Source organism: Exiguobacterium sp. s138 (genome assembly GCF_018618775.1).
GTDB lineage: Bacteria > Bacillota > Bacilli > Exiguobacteriales > Exiguobacteriaceae > Exiguobacterium_A > Exiguobacterium_A artemiae.
The window spans coordinates 188,001-208,141 of the sequence record NZ_JACSMW010000002.1 but is presented as its reverse complement, the minus strand read 5'-3'; the positions used below and the strand labels follow the sequence as shown (position 1 = coordinate 208,141).

Sequence of the window (20,141 nt, the reverse complement as noted above, 5' to 3'; positions counted from 1 at the left end):
TTCACAAGGCTTTAGAGGTCAAATAACGAGAGCTGGTTCTCATCCGGAAGACCTTCGAGGCACCCGAGATTATCGAGTGTTTCGATGATCGATTTGGATAACTTCGCCCGTTTTTGAAGATCCTCTTTCGATAAGAACTCGCCACCTTTTCGGGCTTCGACAATCTGTTTCGCTGCATTCGTCCCGAGTCCGGTGACGGCATCAAATGGCGGTAGCAACGCGTCTCCGTCAATCAGAAATTCGGATGCGCTCGATTTATACAAATCAACTTTGCTGAAGGTGAAACCACGTTCGATCATTTCAAGCGCAATTTCAAGGACGGTGTAGAGTCCTTTGTCTTTCGCTGTCGCTTCAAATCCTTTGTCCTTGATGTCCTGCAACACTTTCCGGACCGCGGCCGACCCTTTATTCATCGCACCGATATCAAAATCACCGGCCCGGACCGTGAAGTAAGAAGCATAGTAGTACATCGGATGATGGACTTTATAATAGGCAATCCGGACAGCCATCAATACATAGGCTGCGGCGTGGGCTTTCGGGAACATGTACTTGATTTTTTTACACGAATCGATGTACCAGAGCGGGACATGGTTCTCAATCATCGCTTCTTCCATCTCAATCGACAGACCCTTCCCTTTACGGACCGACTCCATGATTTTAAAGGCCAGCGACGGTTCAAGACCGGCGTAAATCAAGTAGACCATGATATCATCCCGGCACCCGATGACGTCTTTTAGTTCACATGTTCCGTTATAAATCAGTTCACTGGCATTACCGAGCCAGACATCCGTTCCGTGGGACAGACCGGAAATCTGGACGAGCTCTGAAAACGTCGTCGGTTTTGTTTCTTCGAGCATCTGCCGGACGAATTTAGTTCCGAACTCGGGAATTCCGAGTGTTCCGGTTTTCGAATCGATCTGTTCCGGCGTCACGCCGATTGATTCTGTCGAACTGAAGATCTTCATGACTTCGGCATCGTCGACCGGAATCGTTTTCGGATCACGTCCCGATAAATCCTGTAGCATCCGGATCATCGTCGGATCATCATGTCCGAGAATATCGAGTTTCAACAGGTTATCGTGAATCGAATGGAAGTCAAAGTGAGTTGTCTTCCACTCGGATCCCATATCATCCGCCGGGAACTGGATCGGACTGATATCATAAATGTCCATATAGTCCGGAACAACGATGATTCCCCCTGGGTGCTGTCCGGTCGTCCGTTTGACACCGGTCACTCCGCTGACGAGCCGGTCGACTTCGGCATTCCGGTAATTGAGGTCATTTTCCGACTGATAACCTTTGACATACCCATATGCCGTTTTCTCAGCAATTGTACCAATCGTTCCTGCACGGTAAACATAATCATCCCCGAACAAAACTTTTGTATAGGCGTGGGCTTTCGGCTGGTATTCTCCGCTGAAGTTCAAATCGATATCCGGGACTTTATCCCCTTTGAATCCGAGGAAGGTCTCAAACGGAATGTCATGCCCGTCTTTAATTAACGGCACATCACACGTCTTACACGTTTTATCCGGTAAGTCGAATCCGGAACCAACCGATCCGTCATCAAAGAATTCCGATTCCTTACAATTCGGACAGACATAATGCGGCGGCAACGGGTTGACTTCCGTAATCTCCGTCATCGTCGCGACAAGACTTGACCCGACTGACCCCCGCGAACCGACAAGGTATCCGTCATCAAGTGATTTCTTGACAAGTTTGTGCGAAATCAGATAGATGACGGCAAATCCATGTCCGATAATCGACTTGAGTTCTTTTTCCAATCGGGCCTCGACGATTTCCGGCAACACATCACCGTAAATCTGATGCGCCATATCATACGACAGTGAGCGGACTTCTTCATCGGCCCCTTCGATTTTCGGAGTGAACAGATCTTTTGGGATGATATCGATATTTTCAAACCAGTCGGCGACTTGCTGACTGTTTGTAATGACGAGTCGTTCCGATACATCCGGTCCTAAAAACTTAAAGTCGCTCATCATTTCCTGCGTCGTTCGGAAATGAGCCGGCGGCAGTTGTTTTCGCATATTAAGCATATTGGCGCCACCTTGGGTCCGAATCAAGACTTCCCGGTATGTTGCGTCATGTCTGTCGAGATAATGGACGTTTCCTGTCGCAACCGGCAAGATATCATTTTCTTCCGCCACGCGGATAACTTTTTTAATCAGTTCCCGTAGCTCCAGTTCATTTTGAACGATTTCCCGTTCAATCAAATGACCGTACATCGCCGGCGGCTGAATTTCGATAAAATCATAAAAACGCATGACCTTCGCTAAATCTTCGTCCGACTTGTTAAGGGCAGCATCAAACACTTCCCCGTTATCACAAGCGGAACCGATAATTAATCCGTCCCGGTGTGCAACCAGTTGCGAACGCGGCGTCCGGACGACCCGGTGAACGTGCTTCGTATGCGCAAGCGAAATCAATTGATACAGATTTTTGAGCCCGGTCCGGTTTTTCGCATAGACCGTCGCATGATACGGACGAGCCCGCGAGATGTCTTTCCCCATTTCCCGGTTCAGCGAAAGGTGCGTTTTCATATTAAACATCTCATCTGCCATCTGTAGCAGTTTGAGCATCAAGTAGCCGGTTGCTTCCGCATCGTAAATCGCCCGGTGATGCTGGGTCAATTCGATGTCAAAGCGTTTCGCGAGCGTATTCAGCCGGTGATTCTTGAGACTCGGCATCAAGACACGTGCCAGTTCCAGCGTATCGATGACCGGTAACGTGGATTCTTCATGGTTACCGGACCGCAGTGTCGCATTCAAGAAGCCGATATCAAAGGACGCATTATGGGCAACGAGAATCGAGTCGCCGGCCCAGTCCATGAATTCCTTGACGACTTGTTCCGGATCCGGTTTTCCGCGGACCATTTCATCGGTAATTCCCGTTAAGTCAATCGTCGTCGCCGACAATAAATGTTTCGGATCAGCAAAAGCTTCAAACTTGTCAATGACGTCACCATCATAAATCTTGACGGCAGCGAGCTCGATGATTTTGTTATACATGGCAGACAATCCGGTCGTCTCAACGTCAAAGACGACGAATGTTGCTTTTTCTAATTCTTGATCCACCGGATGATAAGCGACTTGTACCCCGTCGTTGACGACGTTCGCTTCAATTCCGTATAAAATCTTGATATCATTTTTCTTTCCGGCATAATACGCGTCCGGAAAACTCTGAGCACCGGCATGATCCGTGATGGCAACTGCCGGATGTCCCCAGGCAGCCGCCCGTTCGACGTACTTCGTCACGTTCATGACGGCATCCATCTGACTCATTTGGGAATGAGCATGCAACTCGACCCGTTTTTCACCGGCCCAAGGATCAGCCGGCAATTCCATTTTGACTTCGGACAATTGGGCAATCATCATACATAAGTCACGTAAGAACGTATCAAACTCGACACGACCCGCCACTTGAATCCACATGCCTTTTTTGATCGCCGACAAGATTTTGACATCCGTCTCGTCCCGGGCAAACATTTTGACGACAAGTGAATCCGTATAGTCGGTCAGTTTAAAGGTAAAAATTGTTTTCCCGCTGCGGAGTTCACGGCTTTCCGCCGCAAAAACAAGTCCGCGGATGGCAATCCGGCGCTCTTCATCTTGAATCGTCTTGATCGGTACGACTTCGTCCTGAATCGGTTTTCCAATCCGGATATCAATCGGACCTTCATCATCGTCACGGGATTGTTCCCGTTTGAATTGCAGTTCAAGCATCCGTTTTGCTTCATCAATATCTTCCTGCTTCACCTGGTTCCGCAACTCTTCCTGCTCGGTCTGGTCCATCTGGACGACCGGTTCACACACGAATTTCGGGAAACCATATGCCCCGTATAACAATTGCATTTCACTGCACAGATCGTTTTTCAAAAATCCGGCTTCCGGTTCACTGCGGACTGGAATAAACAATTTATTGTCCCGGTATTCTGGTAGAACCCGACTCAGGTGACTCCGCATCGCTGACGAAGCATCGGCCAGGTCTTCGACGATATACGGCCAATAATCAATAAACAGTTTGGCATCGGGACGTTGCTCGGATTCAAGCAGCAGTTTGACCTCTGCAAACTGTTGATAACGGCTCTTCAACCGACTGTTAAACATTTGATAGACGTTCTGAGGTAAAATTTGTGTCAACCGAATATGGAAAGTCCACGTTGCAGTTGCTTTTTGGACCCGTAATTTTTCAAGGGAAGCATCTGTAAAAAACTCTTCGACGATGCCGGTCGGTAATTCTAAATCGCTCATCAAGAGCGCCATGCGTTGTTGTGTATCCACTCGCATTTGTGCTGTCGTTGTTGCTTCACACCATGACAGCCACTCCTCCTCCTCTTGCAGATTGCCCAAGGGGCGAATGGGTGTGAGACAAGAAAACAGTCACTTTACGAAAAGTGACCGTTCCCATTACTTATTGTAAACCTTCATAAAGCGAACGAACAGCTTCAAGAAGATCTGCTTGTTGAATTTCCTCTGCTTCACCACCGCGTCGTGCTTTCAGTTCCACGATACCGTCCGGTGCTTTTTTACCAACATTGATTCGGACAGGCAGTCCGATCAAGTCTGCGTCGGCAAATTTGACACCGGCGCGTTCTTTACGATCATCAAAGAGGACCGAGAATCCGGCAGCCGTCAGTTCACGGTAAACCGTTTCTGCCACTTCCAACTGTTCTGCATTTTTACCGTTAACGGCAATCAAATGAACATCAAATGGTGCGATCGCTTTCGGCCAGATGATTCCCCGCTCGTCGTAATGTTGTTCGACGACGGCAGACATCGTTCGCGAAACGCCGATTCCGTAGCAACCCATGATCAACGGTTGGGCTTTTCCGCCTTCATCGAGGAAGGTCGCATTCATGCCTTCTGAATAACGAGTTCCGAGTTTAAAGACTTGTCCGACTTCGATTCCGCGGGCGAACTTCACGTGCCCTTGTCCGTCTGGCGACACGTCCCCTTCTTCGACGAATCGTAAATCCGTATACTCCGCTTCAAAATCACGGCTTGGATCGACATGCACGTAATGTGTTTCCGACTTGTTTGCGCCGCAAACCGAATTCGTCAATGCCCGAACTGCATAATCCGCTACAATCTTCATGTCGGCTCCAATCGGTCCGAGCGTGCCCGGCGTCGAATGGAGGGCCTGTTCGATTTCTTCATCCGTCGCCATCATGATATCGAGTGCTCCGAGATAGTTTTTCAGCTTAATGTCGTTGACTTCATGATCACCGCGAACAAGTGCCATCACGAGACCCTGTTCTGTCTTGAAGACAACGGTCTTAATGGACTCCTGTTCCGGTAATCCAAGCACTGCACTGACTGCTTCAATTGTTTTGGCGTCTTCTGTGTGGACTTCTGCGAGCGCTTCCGGTGTTTTATCCTGTTTCGTATACTGATCGACTGATTCTGCCATTTCCAAGTTCGCGGCATAATCCGACTGATCGGAGTAGACAATCGTATCTTCTCCGATTGCAGCTAACGCATGGAACTCATGTGTGCCACTTCCACCGATTGCACCGGAATCTGCAACGACCGGACGGAATTCAAGCCCGACACGCGTGAAGATTTTTGTATAGGCGTCAAACATGTTTTGATACTCTTCTTCCAAACTCTCTTGCGTTGAATGGAATGAATACGCATCTTTCATGATGAACTCACGGCCACGGAGTAATCCGAACCGTGGACGGCGCTCATCCCGGTACTTCATTTGAATCTGGAACAAGTTGACCGGTAATTTTTTATAGGAGTTCAGCTCATCACGGACGATGGACGTAATCAACTCTTCATGTGTCGCACCCAGCGCAAACCGTCGATCGTGACGGTCAGTCAAACGCATCAGTTCAGGACCGTAAATATCCCAGCGTCCGGTTTCTTCCCATAGTTCTGCCGGTTGAATGGCTGGCATCAACAATTCCTGCGCACCAGCGCCCTCCATTTCTTGACGAATGATCGTCTCGATTTTTGACAGAACACGTTTTGCCAGTGGAAGGTAAGAATAGATTCCAGCTGCATTTTGGCGCATGAACCCTGCCCGTAACAAAAGCTGATGACTGATGGCTTCTGCATCGGATGGTACTTCACGTAAAGTTGGCATAAATAATTTGGATTGTTTCATGTGAGTCGTGAACCCCTTTGACTAATAATTTAAAAGAACTTCTGGATATCGTTCCATGTGACGACTAACATCAAAAGCATCAACAGTGCAAATCCGACAAAATGGACGAGTCCTTCTTTTTGTGGATCGACAGGTTTCCCGCGCAACGCTTCTAAAAATAGGAATAATAATCGACCGCCGTCTAAAGCAGGTAGTGGTAACAAGTTGAATACTGCTAAGTTGACTGAAAGTAATGCAGTCCACGTCAGCAACATAGAAAATCCGCTGTCTGCGACTTGATCCGTCATTTTGACAATCCCGACCGGACCGGATAATTGATCGACGCCGACGACACCTGTTACGAGATCTCCGACCGCTCCGACGATTAAGGTCGACATCCGCCATGTTTCAGAAACCCCTGTCTGTAAAGCAGTTCCGAATGATTTTTCTGTTTCATTCGTCACACCGATGATTCCGACTTTTTGATCACCTTGCTGTTGGACTTTCGGTGTGATGGACGTCGTTTGTTCCTGACCGTCTCGTTCATAGACGACCGTCGTCTTTTTTCCGGCCTGATCTTGGAAACCTGCCCGTAAATCCGTCCATTTATCCGTTTCTGTCCCATTGACGGAAACGATCCGGTCTCCTTCGACAAGACCTGCCTTGTCGGCCGGAGAACCTTTTTGAACCGTTCCGATGACACTGTCCCCAGTCGGTGAACCGTTATACAATGCCAAGCCGAACAGAATGACAAACGCGAGGACGAAGTTCATTGCCGGACCCGCAGCAATGGCTAAGACACGCTTGAACACGGATTTTGATCCAAACGTCCGATCGTAAGGCGCAATCTGTGTTTTCGTTTGTCCCTCGACAAGAAAAGCAGTCTTCGAGACAGGATAACGTGTCGACACTTCATCTTGTAACGCAATGACTTCTAACTTGTGCAGCAAGTCAATTTTTTCAACGGTGACGACTTGATCTGCTTCCGGACGCGAAGCATCCAGATACATCGTTTCGACGACACCGTCACGAAGTCCCAATCCGATTGTCTGACCGGGCTTGACTTCGACGAATTCCGGTTCTTCACCAGCCATTTTGACATATCCGCCGATTGGTAACAGGCGGACCGTATACAGTGTCTCATTTTTGAAAAAAGAAAAAATTTTCGGACCAAATCCGATGGCAAATTCACGGCAGAGAATTCCTGCCCGTTTGGCCATAACGAGATGACCCCATTCATGTACGGCAACAAGTACACCGAACATCAATACGATTGATATAAAGGTCGTCATTGTTATCCCATCCTTAGTTAGCGAGTGAGAGAGAAGCAACAAACGCACGGGCCCAACGATCCGACTCCAAAATCTGGTCCAAAGACGGATCTTCGATGTTTTCATGTGCTTGAAGAGCCGCCTCGACGCTCGCTTCAATTTCTAAAAAGCTGATTTCCCCTTTTAAAAAACGGTCGACAGCTTGTTCGTTCGCAGCATTGAGCACGGAAGGCATCGATCCGCCGGCACGTCCTGCCTCAAACGCAAGACGAAGCAGTGGATACCGTTCAAATGAAGCTTCCGCAAAATTCAGGCGTCCGATTTGTTTTAAGTTTAACCGTTCTCCCCCTTTGATTTCAAGGCGGGACGGATATGTAAGGGCATATTGAATCGGTTCACGCATGTCCGGCATTCCGAGTTGAGCCATCACTGCACCGTCATTGAATTCGACCATCGAGTGGATGATGGATTCTCGGTGGAGGACCACATCAATTTCGTCATACGTCACATCAAATAACCAGTGCGCTTCGATGACTTCAAACCCTTTGTTCATCATCGTCGCCGAGTCAATCGTGATTTTTGCACCCATCGACCAGTTCGGATGATTCAGCGCTTGTTCCACCGTCACGTTTGCCAACTGTTCCCGTGCTTGGTCACGGAAACTGCCGCCCGATGCAGTTAAAATGATTTGTCGAACATCCTGACGCCGTTCACCATTCAAGCACTGGAAGATGGCAGCATGTTCACTGTCGACCGGAAGAATCGCGACACCTTTTTCGCGTGCTTTTTTCATGACGAGGTGTCCGGCAGTCACCAATGTCTCTTTGTTTGCCAATCCAATTGATTTTCCCGCTTCGATTGCGGCCAATGTCGGTCGAAGACCTACTGCACCGACGACGGCTGTAATGACGATATCCGCTTGTTCAGCTGTCGCAACAGCAATCAATCCGTCCTCCCCGACAAGTACTGTCGGCGAATAGTCAAGTACTGCTTCCAATTGCTCTTTTACAGTCTCGTCTAAGACCGCTACCAGCTCCGGACGTAAACGATTCAGCCAGGGTAAAGCAACCTCGATGTTTTTCCCGAACGCAAAGCTGACCAGTTGGAAACGGTCCGGATTTGCTGCGATGACATCTAACGTCTGGGTGCCGATCGATCCGGTTCCCCCAATGATACTAACCTGTTTCATCATTTTTCCTCCTTATCCGAATATACCGAGTACGATCAGAACGGTAAACACAATGATCATACTGTCGAACCGGTCAAGAATCCCACCGTGTCCGGGTAATAATGCTCCGGAATCTTTTACGCCGTAATGACGTTTGTACGCGGACTGAACTAAATCCCCAAGTTGGCCGACTACGGCAACGATCAGTGCCAATAATACAACTGTTCCCATGCCAACTGTTGGATGAATCAGCTCAAAGACTACTCCGAGCAGAATGGCAAGAACAACACCGCCAAGTGCCCCTTCAACCGTCTTATTGGGGCTGATTGCCGGCCACAGTTTTGTTTTCCCGAGACTTTTTCCGACGAAGTAAGCACCCGAATCCGTAAACCAGATCAGCAGAATAATCAGTAAAGAAAAGATTAATCCGTTCTCAAGCAGACGAATGTACGTAAACGATGCAAATCCTACACCGACATACACAGCAGTCAGCAACAGGAAGGCGACATCGTCAAAAGTGAACACGTTCTTTGAGAATACTGTCCAAAATAACCCGATCAAGACAATCAACATTCCCCAAGCAATCGGTGTCAGTCCCAGTGACAGCAACTGGTCGCTTGCCTGTTCGTACAAACTGATGAACGGAAGTAATGTACCTGCTCCAAACAACAGGACCGGAATCGACTTGAACGACAATTGCCGCATTTTAACCAGTTCGGTATACCCGATGAGTGTCAAGATTGCCATAAAAGCAAGGAATGGGAGTCCTCCTAGATAAAGCAAACCTAAAAAGATGGCACCTGCCCAGATTCCTGTAATAATTCGTGTTTTCATAAGAAATGTCCTCGTTTAGTCAGACTCCGCCAAAACGACGGGTCCGTTGATTATAGTCTTCAATTGCCGCTAAGAACTGGTCACGCCGGAACTCGGGCCATAAGACATCGGTAAAGTAAAATTCGGCATAGGCAGCTTGCCATAATAAAAAGTTTGAAAGTCGTTGTTCCCCACTCGTCCGGATGACGAGATCAACATCCGTCATCGAACCTGTCATCAATTCCTGTTCAATGATTTCATTTGTAATCATGTCGGGTTGCAACAAACCGGCCTGGACTTTTTCAGCAATTTTCTGCATGACTTGGACGATTTCATCCCGTCCTCCGTAATTGAGGGCGAAAATCAGCCGAAGTCCTGTATTGTTTGCTGTATCTGTTTTCGCTTGTTGAACGGCTTCCCGCGTATAAATCGGCAGACGTGATACTTCTCCCGCCACTTCGACTTTGACATTACGTTCATTTAAGTCCTTTAAATCGGATTCTAAAAACTGGGCCGGCAGTTTCATCAGGAAACTGACTTCTTCTTCAGGACGCGTCCAATTTTCGGTCGAAAAAGCATATAACGTCAAACTTTTCACACCTAATTCATTTGCCGTCCGAACAACTTCCCGGACAGATTTCATCCCTTCACGATGCCCCATGATCCGGGGAAGGCCTCGTTTTTTTGCCCAACGTCCGTTTCCATCCATAATAATCGCAATGTGTTCAGGAACTTGTTGTTCAATTACTTCTTTAGTCTGATTTAACCATTGAAACATTTACTTCTTCCTCCCCTCGTTTAGTTTAAGAAGAAAGGGACTCTTCGTGTGACAAAGAGTCCCCAACCTGACGATATAGCGTGTCATACTTCCATAATTTCTTGTTCTTTATCCGCGGCAGTTTGATCAAGTACTTTAACGAATTTATCCGTCAAAGTTTGAACATCTTCCGTGTAACCGCGCAGATCGTCTTCCGTCAATACGCCATCTTTTTCTTGCTTTTTCAATTGTTCGTTCGTATCACGACGGATGTTCCGAAGTGCAACTTTTCCTTCTTCCGTGTACTTCTTGACAAGTTTCACGAGTTCTTTCCGACGATCTTCTGTCAGTGGCGGAATCGCCAAACGAATGACTGTTCCGTCTGAAGAAGGAGCCAGTCCGAGGTCTGCACGTTGAATCGCTTTTTCGATTTCTGTCACCATCGATTTATCCCATGGTGTAATCAAAATCAAACGCGCTTCCGGCGTATTGACGTTTGCGACTTGATTGAGCGGTGTCGGTGAACCGTAGTAGTCCACTTGAACCGGATCAAGGATTGAGACGTTTGCACGTCCTGCACGTAATGTTGCAAGTTCTTTTTTTAATGACAGATGTGCTTTCTCCATCCGCTCTTCTGCTTGTTTCATGATTGCTTGTGACATGTTATTTCCCCCTTACAAGTGTCCCGATTTCATCACCGGTGACGACCCGTTTAATGTTTCCTTCTTCCATCAACGAGAAGACGATGAGCGGGATATCATTATCCATACAAAGTGATGTTGCCGTTGAATCCATAACTTGAAGGCCGTCTTTAAGAACATCGAGGTAAGACAATGTCTCAAATTTCTTCGCGTCCGGATCGACGTTTGGATCAGCTGAATAGACACCGTCGACGTTGTTTTTCGCCATCAGGATGACTTCCGCCTCGATTTCAGCTGCCCGAAGCGCTGCTGTCGTATCTGTTGAGAAATAAGGATTTCCTGTTCCGGCTGCAAAGATAACAACCCGTCCTTTTTCAAGATGACGCATTGCCCGGCGGCGGATGTATGGTTCAGCGACTTGTCGCATCTCAATCGACGTCTGAACACGTGTTTCGACACCAACGGACTCCAGGCTATCTTGTAAAGCGAGCGAGTTCATGACGGTCGCAAGCATTCCCATATAATCGGCATTTGCCCGGTCCATCCCAAGCTCCGCTCCCGTCTTACCGCGCCAAATGTTTCCTGCACCTACGACGACTGCGACTTCTACGTTCAATTCGACTAGTTCTTTAATTTGATTCGAAATCGAATTGACAATCCCAGGATGAATTCCGAACCCTTGATCTCCTGCGAGCGCTTCTCCGCTCAATTTTAACACAATCCGGTTATATTTCGGTTGCATGACTATGTCCCCCTTGCTAAATTCCGTAAAAAAGGAACACGACCCACTTCCACACGAAAGTGGATTGAAGCATACGTGTTCCTTCTCTTGTCATCAGGAAATCCTGATTCTTATTTTTTAAGTTGGTTCATTACTTCTTCAGCGAAGTTTTCTTCACGTTTCTCCATACCTTCTCCAACTTCGAAGCGTACGAATGAAACGATTTTTCCGCCTTTAGATTCTACATATTTACCGACTTTGAAGTCTGGATCTTTGACGAATGTTTGGTCAACGAGGCAGATTTCTTCGTAGAATTTGTTCATACGACCAGCAATCATTTTCTCAACGATGTTAGCAGGTTTGCCTTCGTTGAGTGCTTGCTCTGTAAGAACTTTTTCTTCACGTGCTTTTTCTTCTTCTGTGACAGAAGAACGGTCGACGTAAAGTGGACGCGCTGCAGCAATGTGCATTGCGATATCTTTTGCAACAGTTTCGTCTGTTGTGCCTTCGACGACGACGACAGAACCGATACGACCACCCATGTGGAGGTAAGAACCGAATGCTGCGTTGTCTTCTTTAGCGAAGAGCGCTACACGACGGAGTGAGATTTTCTCTCCGATTGTTGATGCTTCTTCTGAGATGTATGTGTCGATTGTTTTTCCTGCTTCGTATTCAGAAGCAAGTGCTGCTTCAGCCGTTTCAGAACCATTGCGGAGTACTGCGTCTGCAATGTTTTGAACGAGTGATTGGAAACGTTCGTTTTTCGCAACGAAGTCAGTTTCCGAGTTGATTTCAACAAGTGCTGCTTTGTTGCCGTTAACTGCAACAGCTGTCAAACCTTCTGCTGCAATCCGGTCGCCTTTAGCTGCTGCTTTAGCGATTCCTTTTTCACGCAAGAAGTCGATTGCTGCGTTCATGTCCCCATCTGCTTCGACGAGTGCTTTTTTGCAGTCAAGCATCCCTGCACCAGTTTTTTCACGAAGTTCTTTTACCATAGCTGCTGTAATAGCCATTCGATATTCCTCCTTATAACGTCCTTATTTTCAAAAAAAAGGTGATAAAAGGTCAATTCCCTTTATCACCTGGCATCACGAATTACTCAGCGTCTGCTACTACTTCTTCAGTAGTTTCAGGTGCTACGTTATCTTCGCCTTGTTTAACTTCGAGGATTGCGTCAGCCATTTTACCAGTAAGCAATTTGACTGCACGGATCGCATCGTCGTTTGCTGGGATGACGTAGTCGATTTCGTCCGGATCACAGTTTGTGTCAACGATCGCAACGATTGGGATGTTGAGTTTGTGTGCTTCTGCAATCGCGATACGCTCTTTGCGTGGGTCAACGATGAAGAGTGCATCTGGAACGCCTGGCATATCTTTGATACCGCCGAGGAATTTCTCAAGACGAGTCATTTCTTTTTTAAGAATGATGACCTCTTTTTTAGGAAGAACTTCGAATGTACCGTTCTCTTCCATTTTTTCGAGTTGTTTTAAACGGTTGATACGTTTTTTGATTGTAGAGAAGTTCGTGAGTGTTCCACCTAACCAACGTTCGTTGATGAAGTATTGACCAGCACGGATCGCTTCTTCTTTCACAGTGTCTTGAGCTTGTTTTTTCGTACCAACGAAAAGAACGTTTCCGCCTTCAGACGCTACTTCACGGATGAAGTTGTAAGCTTCGTCTACTTTTTTAACCGTTTTTTGTAGGTCAATGATGTAGATTCCGTTACGTTCTGTGAAGATGTATTTTGCCATTTTCGGGTTCCAACGGCGTGTTTGGTGACCAAAGTGTACACCAGCTTCTAACAATTGTTTCATCGAGATTACTGCCATGATGAATTCCTCCTTTTGGGTTTTGGATGTCCTCCGCGATGATCGTTGTTCCAGCTAACCTATTAAAGGCACCGCAGCCGGCGATACATGCGTGCGTAATTAACACCGTAGACTAATATAGCATAAAGTTTAACGCCGGGCAACCTTCGTTTTCTGAGAAAGTTTAGCAATCAAGGCCACTTCTCCGGCTCCCCGGTTCAGTGAACGGGCCAATTGATCTAAATCAGCACCTTTTTCGAGTTGATCTTTAACATCCAATAGAGGCGGTTCTTCTACCCGGTCGTCCGGTTTGTCCTCATTTCCAGGTACGTTTACCGGTGCAGACGGATAATCGGATCGCTCTGATTCTTCAGCTACAATGATCTCGCCTTTCCATTCTTGTCCGACCGGAGTCGACGGGCGGGATATTACCTCCCCTTCCGTCAGCTCATTCACCTGTTGCATGAATTGTAACAGAATTTCTTCCGTTTCCTGCTTCTGTCGTTCAAGGTGTGTGACGCGGTCCTTCAAAAGGGCTTGTTGCTTAAACAATAACAAAAGACCGTAACAAATGAGTGCTGCTAGCAAAATATAAAAAAGTGTCATGGTATGTCCTTTCACATCGCGACGCGGTCAGAAAGATAAGCACTCCCTAACGCTTGTTTCAGTTTTCGGAGCGCTTTCGAGTGAATCTGCGAAATTCGTGAAGTAGATAAACCAAGGACTTCCCCGATTTCCGTCAATGTCAGTTCTTCAAAGTAAAAGAGGGATACGACGTATTGTTCCTTCTCGGATAATTGCTCCACTTCTTCCGCCAATTTCGAAATCAGTTCCCGCATCAAAAGCGTATCCTCAGGTGTTGCTGCATCCGGATCCAGATAGGAAACGGCCATCGCTTTTCCTTCGTCTTGAAGTGTCACGGCTTCATCGATCGATAGAATATTCGCAAAATAGCTCTCAGCCAGTGCCGTCTTGACTTCTTCCGGATTCATATCAACAATCGATGAAACCTCATCAATCGTCGGGGTCCGTTGAAGACTTTGTTCTAAAATCTCGACAGCGGCTTCGACCCGCTTTGATTTTTCGCGTAACGACCGGGGTAACCAGTCAATTTTCCGTAAGCCATCCAAAATGGCGCCGCGAATACGGAATGCTGCATACGTATCAAATTTATTGTTGTGATTTTGATCGAATTTTTGAAGGGCATCATACAATCCCATCATCCCAAGACTTTTTAATTCATCACGATCGACACTCTTCGGAAGTGTCGCGCTGAGACGCTGAACGTGGTAGTGCACAAGAGGTTCATAATTTAGCAGTAACTGGTCAGCTACCGCTACATCACGCGTCGATAGCCATTGATTCCAAAGTTGTTGTAATTCCTCACGCATGACCATTCCTCCTCTAAATTTCCAGCGTTCCGACGTTGACTGTCCGGATGACTAACCGACCAGTCTGAGAATGGAACTCGATCGTTCGACCATTTGTTCCACCAACGTCTTCCGCAACGAGTGGGACGTTCGCTTTTCGTAAAGCCAATTTTACCGCCGCAATATTTCGTTCACCGATTCGCATCGATTCGTGTTCATATTTAAATTGAAACATTTGTGCACCACCGGCAATTTTTGCCCGGAGACGAATTGCTCCACTATGACGAAGACGACGTGCCAACTCGACGACTGCCGTATCGGCGAACTTTCCGATTTCCAGTGCGATATTCCGACTGATTGACGAGTCCGGTAACATCACGTGTGCCATACTCGACAGCCCACGCTCTTGGTCGTAGATGATGACACCGACACAAGAACCTAAACCAGCCGTCCGAAGAATGATCGGTTTTTGGCTGACTGCATATTCTGCAATTCCAATCCGAACGACTTCATCCATCAATATCCACACCCAATCGTTGAAAGACCGAATCAAAGGCACCTTCTTCAGGTAGTAACAATAAATGACCATTCAAATCATTACCTGAACTGGATAAACGTGTATCGATGTATACTGCCATGTTACCAAATTTTGTTGACTCAAGTAAGGCAACTTCCAAAATTGCTCCCACCATATCAAAAGCAGAGGCCGGGACCGTGACATGGACGGATAAATCCAGCCAATCGGAAATCGAGCGGGCATAAGCGCCGATCAAAATATTCCCGATCTCTTCCCATGCTGAAACACCAAGTGCATGGTGTTCCGAAAAAAATTGAAATGGCTGTTGCAATAACTGAGAAACGAGTTTCTCAGCATCCTTGAGTGGCATTAAAAATAATAAGGATGCTTTAATATCCCCAGAAAATCGAAGGAGTGCTCCTGCTGTGTAAGTTTCAGCACCTCCGACCCGCTCAATGATGGTCGAGAACCCTTCCAAGTCCGCTGAAGGGACTTCGATTTCAACCGGTTGCCCCAGCAACGTGGATAAAGCGGTTGCCGCATGTGCCGCCCCGATATTACCAATTTCTCGAAAGACATCCTGTTCCATTCGATTAAGCATGGATAATCTCTTCAAATAAACGGTTTGGCTCGAGTAAAGAGAACAGTTGATCTTCCCCTTTAGCGATGGCCGTTAAATAGTTGGTCTCGTCTTGTTTTGAATCTGCCAGCGGTTCAATCCGGACATCTGCTGCTTCAACGACTTCATTTGCACAATCCACGATGAATCCTGCATCTCCATGTTCCAGTGTTGCGATGATGATCCGTGTTTCTTCTGTTTCCTCGACGGACTCAAATCCTAAACGTGTCCGCAAATCAATCACGGGTGTAACGACTCCGCGTAAGTTGATGACACCTTTGACATAAGATGCGGCATTTGGGATACGTGTGATCGGAATGACACGTTCGATTGAACGAACCGATTGCACATCAATTCCATATGCATTTTCTTCTAATTGAAAGACGACCCATTTTTGTTCCATTCTTCATTCCCTCACTTTCGTAACAGTGCATTGCTGTCAATGATTAACGCAACTTGTCCGTCACCCAGAATCGTCGCACCTGAAATCGCACGAATCCCCTCAAGATAACTGCCTAGCGGTTTCATGACGATTTCCTGTTGTCCTATCAGTTCTGAGACTATCAACCCTGCTAATTTCTCGCCGCTTCGGACGACGACGACAGAATAGGCGTCTGCTTCCGCATGCGGTAATCCGTATACTTGATTTAATGAAATCAATGGAACAAGCTGGCCACGGAAATCGAATACCTTTTCCCGGTGGGCTTGTAAAATGGCGTCCTGCTTCAGCGATGTCGTTTCAAGGATGGCTGTCAACGGGATCGCATATGTTTCTTCTCCCAATTTGACGAGCATCGCAGAAATAATCGATAACGTCAGCGGTAAACTGATTCTGAAAATCGTTCCTTCTCCGCGTTTCGTCTCGACGAAGACTTCTCCACCGAGCGATTCAATTTTCGATTTAACGACGTCCAGCCCGACACCACGGCCTGATAAGTCGGTGACGGTTTCTGCCGTCGAGAATCCAGGCGCAAACAATAACATCGATGCTTCTTCCGGTGTCAACAACGCTGCCTCTTCTTCCGTCAACAATCCTTTTTCAAGGGCAATTTTCGTCACCCGTTCCTGATTAATGCCTGCGCCGTCATCTTCAATCTCGATGAACACACGGTTTCCGGAATGGTAAGCCCGGAGTGACAGATTTCCTTCGACTGCTTTTCCTGCTAAAATCCGGTCAGCTTTGCTTTCAATTCCATGATCGACTGCATTTCGGATCAAGTGGACGAGCGGATCCCCAATTTCATCAATGACCGTCCGGTCGAGTTCTGTTTCCGCTCCTGTAATGTGGAGCTTGATGTTTTTACCGACATCTTTCGATACCGAACGTACCATCCGCGGGAAACGATTGAAGACTTGTTCAATCGGCATCATCCGTAACGTTAGGACAAGTGACTGCAGTTCATTTGTTCCGCGTTTAATCCGTTCAACCGTCTCCGTCAAATCAGAAGAACCGGCTTCTGCCGCAATCCGCTCGAGGCGTCCACGGTCAATGATGAATTCTTCAAACAGATTCATCAATCGATCAATCCGCTCGAGGTTGACACGAATCGTTTTTGCCGCAACCGGTGTTTGTGTCTCGTTCGAAGTATCCGTCGCCGGATTGACGACCGGCGTTTCAACCGGCTCGAGCAACGTCGCCGCTGCTGCTGGTTCGACCGGCACTTCGAATGGCTGTATCAACACTTGAGCGACTTCCGAAACGGCTTTGACTTCACTTTGAATGTCTTCAGCAGATTTCATCGTCACGAACAAGACATCAAAACGGGTCTCGAATTGTTCTTGTTCCAGTTCATCCGAAGTCGGATTCGACAAGATGACATCCCCAAGGTTTTGCAACCGGTCAAATACCATATACACCCGGGCCGCCTTTAAAATGACATCCGCCGATAACTCCACCGTAATGACATAGGCTTGATAACCGGAAGCCATCGATTGACGGACAACCGACTCAGAATAGACATCACACTCAAAGTTTTTCATGACTGTTGCTGCGGGTTTGTCCGTATCCTGACTTGGTTCCGAATCTGTATTGATAAACTGTTTCAAACGAACGACGGTTGTTGCCACATCCAGCTTTCCGGTACCACCCTGACTGATGTCCTCGACCATCGTTTCCAGCTGTTCAGCTGCGACAAATAATACATCAATCAATTCGGGTGTGGCAGGTTGTGTCTTCGAACGGACTAAATCAAGTGCACTTTCCATTTCATGTGTTAAATCGGCAATGGCATCATACCCCATCGTTCCGGCCATCCCTTTTAACGTATGAGCGGATCGGAAAATTTGATCGATGACGGCTTCATCGTCGAGTCGTTGTTCAAAAATCAGCAAACTCGAATTAATGGCTTGTAAATGTTCAATCGATTCATCAAGAAACAATCCTAAATATTCATTTAAATCCATGGAACGTATCCTCCTTTATGGTTAGCGGACACGGTTATGCCGTTTTTTCAAACGATTCAGTAACCGGTCTAAAAATTTCTGTTCCTGGACCTGAAGCCCCGTCAGCGATGTCGTAATATGATCAAGTCGCCAACTGACATCACTCGTCCGATCAAATACATAAAATGGTCGTTGGGCTTTGACTGCCTTCATGACAGTCGGATCATCCGGCAAAAAACCGACGAAGCGCAACGATTTTTCCAAAAAATTCTGACTGACCTGTTGTAGACGGTCAAATGTTTCAAGCGCTTCTTGGCCGTTCGTTGCCCGATTGACGATGACTGCGACAGGAAGTTCATGTGCGTGGTGATGCGCAAGTTTGACGAAAGCGTATCCGTCCATGATTGACGTCGGTTCAGGCGTCACGACCAGCCATGCTTCATCCGCACTGCTGATGAAATCAAAAGTCTGATGTGTTGCTCCGGCACCCAGATCGAGTAAGACGAAATCATATTCATAGAAAAACCGAAACTCGCTCATCATGAATTCAACATCGTGATCCGTCAGATCCATTAATTCTGTGAATCCGCTCCCGCCATGAATGAAATGCAGTTCCGGCGTCGCTTCGACGACGGCTTGGGTCAAGGGTGACCGTTCCTTGACACAATCCATCAATGAAACTCTAGACGATTTTCCGAGCAGCACACCGACATTCGCCATGCCGATGTCCAAATCAATGATTAATACTTTTTTGGCTTGCAACGATAGCGCGACACCCAGATTCACCGCGACATTCGTTTTTCCGACCCCGCCTTTACCACTGACGATTGCAATGGTTTTGGTCTGCCGTACGGAAACTTTTGATCTTAACGCTCGTGCCTGATCTTCTGGCATCATCTTAACCCTCTTTCTACAATCATTCGGGAAACTTCTGCACTTGTCGGCCAGATGATGTCTTCAGGTACTTCTTGTCCTGTCGTCAGACAAAACACAGGCAACTGTGTCTTTTTCGTCAGTCCGTAAATCGACCACAAATCTGTTGTCTCATCGGCTTTGGTAAAAATGAATCCGGACAACGGGACTTGATCGAACCGTTGTTGAATCTGTTCTAAATCGCGGTACTTCGACGTTAAGCTGAGTACAAGAAATACATCCGTCTCTGAAAAATCATGCCGCTTTTTTAACTGTTCGACATAACCCGCGTCAAGAAAATTTCTTCCCGCCGTGTCGACCAGGATGACGTCACAGTCGGATAAGTCGACTTTTGCTTGTTCGAATTCTTGTAAATCATAGGCGACGCGTAACGGAATATCGATGATGTCGGCATAAGTCCGCAATTGTTCGATGGCTGAAATCCGATATGTATCCGTCGTAATCAATCCAACGGTTTGTTGTTTCGTAAGACGGTAATAAGCAGCCAGTTTGGCAAGGGTCGTCGTTTTTCCGACTCCCGTCGGTCCGGTCACCATAATGAAACGGGAAGTTGCCGTCGTGACTTGAATAGGAGCAGTCACAGTCGCGATGAAGGCTTGTTCGACCTGTCTCACATCATTGGTCTTGTAGTAAGTGGACACCAATAAATCATAGAGTGCCTCCGCTTCACGCTGCAGGGCAGGTTCAGCGAGCAAAACTTCGTATGAGCTCAGCGCTTCCGGCAACCGCCGTGAAGCGAACGAGACAATCTTCGGACTAAGCGGCTCGATCATTGACGGATGACTTTGAACGACTGATTTAGCTGGTTGCAGCTCAGCCGTAACCTGTTTTACAGGCTGTATTATTTTTTCGACCGGATGTTCTTCGACCGAGGCGACGAGCTCCACTTTTTTTTGTGCAAATAAGCCGAACAAACCGCCCACTTTGATCTGTCGTGTGTTCAAAATGATGGCATCATTTCCTAAGTCTTGTTTAACCAGTTCCATCGCTTCGCTGACAGAATTTGCGATAATTCGTTTTACCATCATG

The 20,141-nt window shown here is 47.1% G+C and carries 18 protein-coding genes; all 18 read right to left on the bottom strand.

What is annotated here, in order from left to right; translation table 11 throughout:
* Positions 1-11: 11 nt before the first annotated feature.
* The 18 genes from KNP91_RS04855 to KNP91_RS04770 all read right to left on the bottom strand — a co-directional run bounded on the left by KNP91_RS04855 (position 12) and on the right by KNP91_RS04770 (position 20,140).
* Positions 12-4,307 (bottom strand): PolC-type DNA polymerase III, encoded by a 4,296-nt coding sequence (locus tag KNP91_RS04855; protein ID WP_214764112.1) that lies wholly within the window; start codon positions 4,305-4,307, stop codon positions 12-14.
* A gap of 124 nt (positions 4,308-4,431) precedes the next feature.
* Positions 4,432-6,132: a proline--tRNA ligase gene (locus KNP91_RS04850; protein ID WP_214848901.1), complete on the bottom strand. Its 1,701-nt coding sequence runs from the start codon at positions 6,130-6,132 to the stop codon at positions 4,432-4,434.
* 29 nt (positions 6,133-6,161) lie between these two features.
* On the bottom strand, positions 6,162-7,403 hold the full coding sequence (gene rseP, locus KNP91_RS04845; RefSeq protein ID WP_214764098.1) for an RIP metalloprotease RseP: 1,242 nt from the start codon (positions 7,401-7,403) through the stop codon (positions 6,162-6,164).
* Between the two features lie 13 nt (positions 7,404-7,416).
* Positions 7,417-8,571, bottom strand: a complete 1,155-nt coding sequence (locus KNP91_RS04840; protein ID WP_214848899.1) for a 1-deoxy-D-xylulose-5-phosphate reductoisomerase — start codon at positions 8,569-8,571, stop codon at positions 7,417-7,419.
* Between the two features lie 12 nt (positions 8,572-8,583).
* Complete coding sequence (locus tag KNP91_RS04835; protein WP_214764082.1) at positions 8,584-9,384, bottom strand: phosphatidate cytidylyltransferase; 801 nt, start codon at positions 9,382-9,384, stop codon at positions 8,584-8,586.
* Between the two features lie 19 nt (positions 9,385-9,403).
* On the bottom strand, positions 9,404-10,141 hold the full coding sequence (locus tag KNP91_RS04830; protein ID WP_012370717.1) for an undecaprenyl pyrophosphate synthase: 738 nt from the start codon (positions 10,139-10,141) through the stop codon (positions 9,404-9,406).
* Between the two features lie 83 nt (positions 10,142-10,224).
* A complete protein-coding gene (gene frr, locus KNP91_RS04825; RefSeq protein ID WP_012370718.1) occupies positions 10,225-10,782 on the bottom strand; it encodes a ribosome recycling factor in 558 nt (185 codons plus the stop codon).
* Position 10,783: 1 nt separating this feature from the next.
* Positions 10,784-11,503, bottom strand: coding sequence for a UMP kinase (gene pyrH, locus KNP91_RS04820; protein ID WP_012370719.1), 720 nt, complete (start codon positions 11,501-11,503; stop codon positions 10,784-10,786).
* Between the two features lie 110 nt (positions 11,504-11,613).
* Positions 11,614-12,495: a translation elongation factor Ts gene (gene tsf / locus KNP91_RS04815; protein ID WP_114595518.1), complete on the bottom strand. Its 882-nt coding sequence runs from the start codon at positions 12,493-12,495 to the stop codon at positions 11,614-11,616.
* An 82-nt stretch (positions 12,496-12,577) separates the two neighbouring features.
* A complete protein-coding gene (gene rpsB, locus KNP91_RS04810; protein ID WP_012370721.1) occupies positions 12,578-13,312 on the bottom strand; it encodes a 30S ribosomal protein S2 in 735 nt (244 codons plus the stop codon).
* 129 nt (positions 13,313-13,441) lie between these two features.
* A complete protein-coding gene (locus tag KNP91_RS04805) occupies positions 13,442-13,897 on the bottom strand; it encodes a hypothetical protein (protein WP_147269811.1) in 456 nt (151 codons plus the stop codon).
* A gap of 11 nt (positions 13,898-13,908) precedes the next feature.
* Positions 13,909-14,682, bottom strand: coding sequence for a FliA/WhiG family RNA polymerase sigma factor (locus KNP91_RS04800; protein WP_114595516.1), 774 nt, complete (start codon positions 14,680-14,682; stop codon positions 13,909-13,911).
* 13 nt (positions 14,683-14,695) lie between these two features.
* Complete coding sequence (locus KNP91_RS04795) at positions 14,696-15,178, bottom strand: chemotaxis protein CheD (RefSeq protein ID WP_114595515.1); 483 nt, start codon at positions 15,176-15,178, stop codon at positions 14,696-14,698.
* Positions 15,171-15,779 (bottom strand): chemotaxis protein CheC, encoded by a 609-nt coding sequence (locus KNP91_RS04790; RefSeq protein ID WP_214848896.1) that lies wholly within the window; start codon positions 15,777-15,779, stop codon positions 15,171-15,173. The genes KNP91_RS04795 and KNP91_RS04790 overlap by 8 nt, the downstream gene beginning before the upstream one ends.
* The gene (locus KNP91_RS04785) at positions 15,772-16,200 is read right to left on the bottom strand and encodes a chemotaxis protein CheW (RefSeq protein WP_114595513.1); all 429 of its coding nucleotides are present in this window, start codon (positions 16,198-16,200) and stop codon (positions 15,772-15,774) included. The genes KNP91_RS04790 and KNP91_RS04785 overlap by 8 nt, the downstream gene beginning before the upstream one ends.
* Before the next feature lie 11 nt (positions 16,201-16,211).
* Positions 16,212-18,200: a chemotaxis protein CheA gene (locus tag KNP91_RS04780; RefSeq protein ID WP_214764067.1), complete on the bottom strand. Its 1,989-nt coding sequence runs from the start codon at positions 18,198-18,200 to the stop codon at positions 16,212-16,214.
* Positions 18,201-18,221: 21 nt separating this feature from the next.
* A complete protein-coding gene (locus tag KNP91_RS04775) occupies positions 18,222-19,076 on the bottom strand; it encodes a MinD/ParA family protein (protein ID WP_114595511.1) in 855 nt (284 codons plus the stop codon).
* Positions 19,073-20,140: a flagellar biosynthesis protein FlhF gene (locus KNP91_RS04770; protein WP_214764057.1), complete on the bottom strand. Its 1,068-nt coding sequence runs from the start codon at positions 20,138-20,140 to the stop codon at positions 19,073-19,075. Before KNP91_RS04770 ends, KNP91_RS04775 begins: the two co-directional genes overlap by 4 nt.
* Position 20,141 lies beyond the last annotated feature (1 nt).